General features: G+C 57.1%; 4 protein-coding genes and 1 pseudogene. 1 reads left to right on the top strand and 4 read right to left on the bottom strand.

What is annotated here, in order from left to right; translation table 11 throughout:
* Positions 1 to 653: 653 nt before the first annotated feature.
* The 4 genes and pseudogenes from IV01_RS05610 to IV01_RS05620 all read right to left on the bottom strand — a co-directional run bounded on the left by IV01_RS05610 (position 654) and on the right by IV01_RS05620 (position 5,382).
* Positions 654 to 1,070: a hypothetical protein gene (locus IV01_RS05610; protein ID WP_080290375.1), complete on the bottom strand. Its 417-nt coding sequence runs from the start codon at positions 1,068 to 1,070 to the stop codon at positions 654 to 656.
* A 344-nt stretch (positions 1,071 to 1,414) separates the two neighbouring features.
* Positions 1,415 to 2,278, bottom strand: coding sequence for a methyl-accepting chemotaxis protein (locus IV01_RS27545; RefSeq protein ID WP_418903551.1), 864 nt, complete (start codon positions 2,276 to 2,278; stop codon positions 1,415 to 1,417).
* Positions 2,270 to 3,334, bottom strand: a pseudogene (locus IV01_RS27540) (methyl-accepting chemotaxis protein); the annotation flags it as partial. The pseudogene IV01_RS27540 and the gene IV01_RS27545, both read right to left, overlap by 9 nt.
* 260 nt (positions 3,335 to 3,594) lie before the next feature.
* A complete protein-coding gene (locus IV01_RS05620) occupies positions 3,595 to 5,382 on the bottom strand; it encodes a methyl-accepting chemotaxis protein (protein WP_418903550.1) in 1,788 nt (595 codons plus the stop codon).
* 536 nt (positions 5,383 to 5,918) lie between these two features.
* Between IV01_RS05620 and IV01_RS05625 the strand changes: the two genes are divergently transcribed.
* Entirely contained in the window at positions 5,919 to 7,856 is a 1,938-nt protein-coding gene (locus IV01_RS05625; protein ID WP_032630571.1) for a putative bifunctional diguanylate cyclase/phosphodiesterase, read from the top strand.
* Positions 7,857 to 7,943 lie beyond the last annotated feature (87 nt).

The following is a 7,943-nucleotide window of genomic DNA, read 5'->3' as shown; positions in this document are numbered from 1 at the left end:
TGTTAACTCGGTATGGAGGCAATGCTACGCCGCTCGAAATTATTAAGAAGTCAATGCGATCACTACCAATCATTGCCCAAATTGATAGTTGGGAAATGAAGCGTTTTATCGCCTGTAGCTCACGAGCACCTACAGGTGATCACCGAATCAGTTGGAGCGAGGCTTGCCCGCGAATCAGGCGGTGCAATCCTTCAGGCAGGCCGCGTCATCGTTCATCGCGGGCAAGCGCGCTCCTACAGGCGACCATCGAGTCCGTTGGAGCGAGGCTTGCCCGCGATTTAGGCGCTGCGGTTTGTCAGGCAGACCGCGTCATCGTTCATCGCGAGCAAGCTCGGCTCCTACAGGTTCGGTGATTACCCGTTGGAGCGAGGCTCGCCTGCGAATCAGGCGGTGCAATCCTTCAGGCAGGCCGCGTCATCGTTCATCGCGGGCAAGCTGAACTGGTCAAGCGCGCTCCTACAGGCGATCATCTAGTCCGTTGGAGCGAGGCTTGCCCGCGAATTGGGCGCTGCGGTTTGTCGGGCACGTCGCGTAATCGTTCGCCTGTAACCGCTTTCTGTCGAGCAATTGGGCGGGGCGGTAGGAGTTAATTGCTGATTCCAGAAAAAACTAAGCCCGGCAAAAGCCGGGCTGGTAGTGAAGCAGAACAAGTATCAGCTCAGACGATTTGCACCAACGTGGTCGGCACCATCTGCAGCGAGGCGATTTGCACCAACATGGTCGGCACCGTCAGCAGCGAGGCGGTTTGCACCAACATGGTCGGCACCGTCAGCAGCGAGGCGATTTGCACCAACATGGTCGGCACCGTCAGCAGCGAGGCGATTTGCACCAACGCGGTCGGCACCATCTGCAGCGAGGCGATTTGCACCAACGTGGTCAGAACCGTCAGCAGCGAGGCGGTTAGCGCCAACGTGGTCAGAACCGTCAGCAGCAACAACAATGGCGGCTGGAGTTGGATCTATCAGATTGGTGTTGTTATTGCCTGGAAGACTTGGAAGCTGCGGCGAAGCGAAAGCGCTCGAAGCCAATACAGAGAAGGCAAGGCCGAAGATCAGTTTTGAAGTTTTCATGGTAGTTGCTCCAGATCGGGTTAGTTGTTAACTCGGTATGGAGGCAATGCTACGCCGCTCGAAATTATTAAGAAGTCAATACGATCACTACCAATCATTGCCCAAATTGATAGTTGGGAAACGGTGGGTTGTGTGCGCCGGGAATACCTGTGGGAGCGAGCTTGCTCGCGAAGAGGGCGGGGCATCCGAATAGATTTCTGGAGGCCGGAACATTGCCTTCGCGAGCAAGCTCGCTCCCACAGGGATCTAATGAGCCGCAGATCCTGAGTGCTGCAGGCAAGCATCGAGTCTCCCGAAGCCGATCTCCCACCGGGGTTTATGTCTTTCCCATGTCGCTTCTACCGTCAAACCTTGAAACGGCTCACCATCATTTGCAACTGGTTACCCAAGCGTGCCAGTTCAACGCTGGAGGCGGCGGTTTCTTCGCTGGCGGAGGCGGTTTGCTCGGAGATATCACGCACGCTGATGATGCTGCGGCTGATTTCTTCTGCCACGGAGCTCTGCTGCTCTGCCGCGGCGGCGATTTGTTGGTTCATGGCCTGGATGCTCGAAACCGTCTGCGTGATGCTGCTCAGCGAAGTGCCTGCCTTGCGGGTCAGGGTGACGCTGCTGTCGGTCAGCTCGCGGCTGCTGAGCATGATGTTCGAGACTTGCCGGGTTCCGTTTTGCAAGCCGCTGACCAGGTTTTCAATCTCTTCGGTGGATTGCTGGGTGCGCTGCGCCAGGCCGCGAACTTCGTCGGCCACGACCGCGAAACCTCGTCCGGCTTCACCGGCCCGAGCGGCTTCGATGGCGGCGTTGAGGGCCAGCAGATTAGTCTGCTCCGCCACAGCCTTGATCACGTCCATGACTTTGCCAATCTTGTCGCTTTCCTGCTCCAGCAGCGTCATGGCGTCGGCCGAACGGCCCACTTCGGCTGCCAGACGTTCGATCTGCGCGACGGCTTCACCCACAACCTTGTCGCCGGCCCTGGCCTCGGTATCAGCCGCCGAGGCTGCCATGGACGCCTGCTCGGCGTTGCGTGCAACTTCCTGAACCGTGGCCGACATTTCGTTCATGGCGGTGGCCACCTGGTCGGTCTCGACCTTCTGGCTGTTGACCCCGGCGCTGGTCTGTTCGGTGACCGCAGACAACTCTTCAGCGGCGCTGGCAATCTGGGTCACGCCATCACGAATCCCGCTGATCAAGTCACGCAGGGTGCTACCCATGCGCTGGATGCCCTGCTGCAGCGCGCCTAGCTCGTCGCCACGGGTCACGACAACATCGTGTGAAAGGTCGCCAGACGCGATGCGCTCGACCACCAGCAAGGTGTCCTGCAGCGGTCGGGTAATCTGCCGAGTGATGAGGGTGGCCGCCAAGATGCCCAACACCAACGCCAGCAGGGTAAAACTGATCTGCAGCGTTGATGCCTGATCGGTGTTTTCTTGGCGAGCCTTGAGCTGGAAGTCATACATGGCTTCGGTGGTCTGGGTGATCGCCTTGCCTTGGTCTTTGATTTCGCTGGTAGCGCTTACCACATCCGCGCTGGCAGCCGTGAAGCGTTGCACGGCAGATCGGTAGTTGATCAGAGCCGTTTCAAGTTGTTTGAGCGTGTCTGCGTACTCGGCACCGAAGCGGGCGTTGAGTGCGGCCATGCCCTTGATGGCGACTTCAAGTTGTTGCGTGGCCTTTGCCTGGGTATCCGGTGTGGCATTGCCGGTATACCCACGAACCTCATAACGCACCAGGGTCAGGTTCTCCTTGGCGGTCATGATGTCTTGCCAGGCTTCGAAGCGTTCTTCAGAGACGGGCATCTTGCGCACGTCATCCATGATCTGACTAATCAGCGCAGCACCTTTGACAGCATGCACGCCCATCTCTTTGCGCACGGCGGCGTCGTTCTTGTAAGCCTCGCGCATCTTGTTCAGCGACTTTTGATAGTCGGCCGTCAGGCCGTTGATCTTTTGCAGGTTGCTGAGGTTGATCGCTTTCAGGAAAACACTCGAAAGCCGCTTTTGCTCGGCGTCGAAAAGGTTCAGCGCCTTCTGCACCTGCTCTTCGCTTTTTTCATCGCCCTTGTCCACCAAGTACTGCAGGCGTGCCGAGTTCACATCATGAAGTAGCGCGTTGAGCTGGGTGATGTCGACCATCCGGTCGCTGCGCTCAATCAACTTAGTGATGCTACTCCAGCCGATCGCTGCCAGCAGCGCCGTCAGAATCAGCACTACGCCGAAACCCAGCGCCAGCTTCGTTTTGACGCTGATATTTGCAAACCACGTGTTCATGACTCTCCTTGGACTTTTTGGCCAGAGTTAAAGCGCAGACAACGATGAGGATTAAAGAGCGGCGCGACTCGCAGGCGAGACGTTAGTTCAATCTAAATTGATGTATATGAATGCATGAATACCAAAAAGCATGGCCATAGGCCATTGTTTTTTTTGGCGTCAATTAAATTGCGCGATGGGTGACGGCTGGAAAGTGCAGGCTTTAGAAACGCTCAAGCCCGGGCATTACCCGGGCTTGAGGTGTGTTACGGGGGTGAGAATCAGACTTTGAAGTGGCTGACCATCATTTGCAGTTGACCGCCGAGACGGGCGAGCTCAACGCTTGAGGCGGCCGTTTCTTCACTCGCGGACGCGGTCTGCTCCGATACATCGCGCACGTTGATGATGCTGCGGCTGATTTCTTCTGCCACCGCGCTTTGCTCCTCGGCTGCGGCCGCGATCTGCTGGTTCATCGCCTGAATGTTGGACACCGTCAGGGTGATGCTTTCCAGTGAGGTGCCCGCCTTGCGGGTGAGGGTCACGCTGCTTTCGGTCAGCTCGCGGCTGCTGAGCATGATGCTCGACACCTGCCGGGTGCCATTTTGCAGACCGGCAACCAGGGCTTCGATTTCCTCGGTGGACTTCTGCGTACGTTGGGCCAGCCCGCGCACTTCATCGGCAACCACCGCGAAGCCACGACCGGCTTCACCAGCACGCGCTGCTTCAATCGCCGCGTTGAGGGCCAGCAGGTTGGTTTGCTCGGCCACAGCCTTGATCACGTCCATGACTTTGCCGATCTTGTCGCTTTCCTGCTCCAGCTGGCTCATGGCATCGGAAGAACGCACCACTTCAGCCGCCAGACGTTCAATATGCACAATCGCTTCGCCCACTACCTTGTCGCCAGCACGGGCTTCTTTGTCTGCGTTGGAGGCCGCTTGCGAAGCCTGCTCGGCGTTGCGCGCGACTTCTTGAACCGTGGCCGTCATTTCATGCATGGCCGTGGCCACCTGATCGGTTTCGACTTTCTGGCTATTCACACCCGCGGCGGTCTGTTCGGTGACGGCTGACAGTTGTTCGGCAGCGCTGGCGATCTGAACGACGCTGTCGCGGATCCCGCCGATCAGATCACGCAAGGTACGGCCCATGCGCTGAATGCCTTGTTGAAGTTCGCCCAACTCGTCGCGACGGGTCACGACAATGTTCTGCGACAGGTCGCCAGACGCAATGCGCTCGACCACCAGCAGAGTGTCCTGCAATGGACGGGTGATCTGACGCGTGATGATAACGGCCGCCAGTACGCCCAGAATCAAGGCGATCAGCGTGCAAGTCAGTTGCATATTGCGTGCATCAGCACTTTCGCTGTCGCGGCGATCCAGCTGGATCTTGTACATGTCGTCGCTGAGCTTGACGATCGTCTGGCCCTGAACCGTCATGTTCTTGCGCAGTGTACCGAGGTCGTTGATGGTGTTCTTGAAGCTCACCAGCGAATTGCGATAGTTGCCCAGTACCACTTCAAGCTGCTTGAGGCGTTCGGCCTGAACACCGCTGAAGGTCGCGCTAACCGCTTGCAGATTTTTGAGCGCATCGTCCATCTGGTCCAGCGCTTTCTTTTCGTTATCAGCGGTGCTATCGCCGGTGTAGCCACGGGTTTCGTAGCGCACCCGCATCAGGTCTTCACGGACCTTGGTGATGGCTTGGTATTGCTCGAAACGACGCTCGTCATCAGCCGCCAGATTCAGCACATCTGTGCTGATTTGATCGATCAGTGCACCGCCCTTGTCGGCGCTGCTGCCCAGCTCGCCGCGCAGGCTGCTGTTGGATTTATAGCCGGTGCGCATGGCAACCAGGCCTTTCTCGTATTCGGCGATGACCGTGCTCAGCTGTTGCAGAAGTGCAATGTTCTCCGGGCTTTTGAAGCTCTTCAGCAATTTTTCCTGCTGGGCCTTGAAGCCGTCGAGGGCGACCTGCACGGTCTGGGCCACGGTGTCGTCACCGTTGGCCACCATGTACTGCAGGCGCGTCACCCGCAACTTGGTCAATTGCGCATTGAGCTCAGTGATATCGCTCATCCAGTTGCTGCGGTCGATAAGTTTGCTCAGGCTGTTCCAGCCCGTCAAAGCGAGAATGGCAGTAAAAATCAAAACCAGCCCGAATCCCAGGGCGAGTTTCATGTTGACGCTGATATTGGCAAACCAGCTGTTCATATGTTTCTCCACGAATGTTATTTCTTGAGGTCAGTCACAGCCGGAAGATTTTTATTTTTAAGCCCGCAAAGTACCTGCACATCAGCCTATCGGCGGATAACTGAATAACCTGAAGCCTATGGTCAGTAAATAATGTCGCTATGAATCAATCGTTTGTCGTTGGTAGCCAGGCCTGCTTAACAGTTATAAGCAGTGGCCTACTGGCATAAATTTGACGTCAATAGTGGGTGTTCAGGTATAGAGGCTGCCGCGAGTTATCAAAATGCCACTACTCGTCGGAAATATTACAGAAAGACCCGCTTTTGCCGACACGATTGAATAACCGCACTGTCAATGCATGCTAAGCGGGCCACATCGGCAGGGGTAATCGATGGGCTGTCACTTATCCAGAGTCATCCCTGATGAAAAAAAAACTACTGAGTAAGCTTCGGTCTTTGATGTCCGTACCCGATCACAGCCCCGGCTTGATCAGGGCGCAATACGTCGCGCTGTCCCGGCAGCTGCCGCTGATGTATTTCATCCTGTTGGTCAACACGCTGGTGCTGGCTGGCACCCATTACTCGGCTGCACCTGGCTGGCTGGTGCTTGGCTGCCCGTTGCTGATGACAGTGTTCGGCGCCGGGCGCGCGGTGCAGTGGTGGCGCTCGCGCAAGCATTTGCCTGACTCTGAACAGATGCTTGCCGCTTTGAAGCGCACCAATAACCTGGCACCAATTGTGGCGCTCGCGTTTACCGCATGGTCATTGGCATTGTTCCCTTATGGCGACGTCTACCGTCAGGCCCACGTTGCCTTCTTTATGGCGATCACCGTGATTGCCTGCATCTTCTGCATGATGCATCTGCTGCCAGCGGCGCTGAGCACTGCTGTCGTGGTCAACACCGCATTTGTTGTGTTCTTCGGGACCAGTAACAACATTACATTCATCGCCACGGCAATCGATGTGCTGCTGGTCTCCATCGCCATGCTATCGATCCTCAAAAGCCAATACGGGGACTTTACCCGGCTGGTGAATATGCAGGCGCGAACCGAAAGGCTGAGCGACGAAAATCAGCAACTGGCCAATCTGGACAGCCTGACTGGGCTGGCCAACCGGCGAAAGTTCTTTACTCGCCTGGATAGCGTACTGGCCAGTGCCCGATTGAATGGTGAGCGCCTGGCGGTGGGCCTCATCGATCTGGATGGTTTCAAGCCCGTCAACGACCTTTACGGCCATAGTGTGGGCGACAAGCTGCTGTATCAGGTGGGGCAGCGCTTGACCGGTCTGCTCAATGAAAACGTGCATCTGGCCCGGCTGGGTGGTGATGAATTTGCGCTGATCATTACCACATCCACAACAGATGAGCAGTTACTGGCGTTTGGCGAAGAGATCTGCGCTCGTATGCGTGAGCCTTTTCTGCTGGTGGATATTCCGATCCAGATCAGCGCCTCCCTGGGGTTGGCGACATTCCCCGACCTGGCGTCCAGCGACGCCGAAGTCTACGAATATGCGGACTATGCGTTGTATCAGTGCAAACGCAACCGGCCAGGTACGGTTTGCCTGTTCTCGGCCGAGCATCGCCAACAACTTAACCGTCAGGGGATGACGGAGCAGGCTTTGCGTCGAGCGAATCTGGACGAAGAATTCCACCTGGTCTTCCAGCCTATCGTGGATATTCATACGCAACAGACCGTCGCATTTGAAGCCTTGGCTCGCTGGCGGAGCCCGGAGCTGGGTGACGTACCACCCAGTGAGTTCATCCCCATCGCCGAGCGCATCGGCATGGTTAACCGACTGACTGCGCCACTGCTGAGCAAAGCATTACAGGCTGCCAAGGCATGGCCGACCGGCGTTCGCTTGTCGTTCAATCTTTCGGCCCACGACTGCGGCTCAGAAGAGGCCGCGCAGCTGGTCGCCCGGATCATCCGGGACAGTGCGTTTGACCCGCGCTGTCTGGATCTGGAAATCACCGAGACAGCAGTCATTCAAGACCTGACGCAAACCCAGCGCGCCATCGCCTTGTTTCGCAGCCTGGGTTGCGGTATTTCCCTGGACGATTTCGGCACTGGCTATTCGAGCCTGAGCCAGATCCATGCCTTGTCGCTGACCAAACTCAAGATTGATCGCAGTTTCGTCACCGACATCCACCTCAACCCGGCCAGCTTCAAGATCGTCAAGTCGCTGCTGGCGCTGTGTGTCGACATGCAACTGGAATGCATCGTCGAAGGCGTGGAAACCGAAGCCGAACTCAGTGCCCTGCAAAGCCTTGGCTGCGCCAGCGCCCAAGGCTACCTGTTCTCCCGGCCAATGCCGTTGAGCCAGATCGAACAGTGGCTTGAACGCGAGCGTGCTCCAGCCTGATGCCTATACTCCAAGGCAGCGTCTGAGCTGATCCCGCGCTGTCGTGCCGCAGACGGGGACCTGTGGGACCGGATTCATCCGGGAAGA

The organism is Pseudomonas syringae, assembly GCF_000737245.1.
Classification (GTDB): Bacteria; Pseudomonadota; Gammaproteobacteria; order Pseudomonadales; family Pseudomonadaceae; genus Aquipseudomonas; species Aquipseudomonas syringae_J.
This window is presented reverse-complemented; position numbering and strand designations above follow the sequence as displayed.

Excerpts from the sequence above, each read along its gene's own strand:
- IV01_RS05610 (WP_080290375.1), bottom strand. The coding sequence starts at position 1,070 with ATGAAAACTTCAAAACTGATCTTCGGCCTTGCCTTCTCTGTATTGGCT.
- IV01_RS27545 (WP_418903551.1), bottom strand. The coding sequence starts at position 2,278 with ATGGGTAGCACCCTGCGTGACTTGATCAGCGGGATTCGTGATGGCGTG.
- IV01_RS05620 (WP_418903550.1), bottom strand. The coding sequence starts at position 5,382 with ATGAGCGATATCACTGAGCTCAATGCGCAATTGACCAAGTTGCGGGTG.
- IV01_RS05625 (WP_032630571.1), top strand. The coding sequence starts at position 5,919 with ATGAAAAAAAAACTACTGAGTAAGCTTCGGTCTTTGATGTCCGTACCC.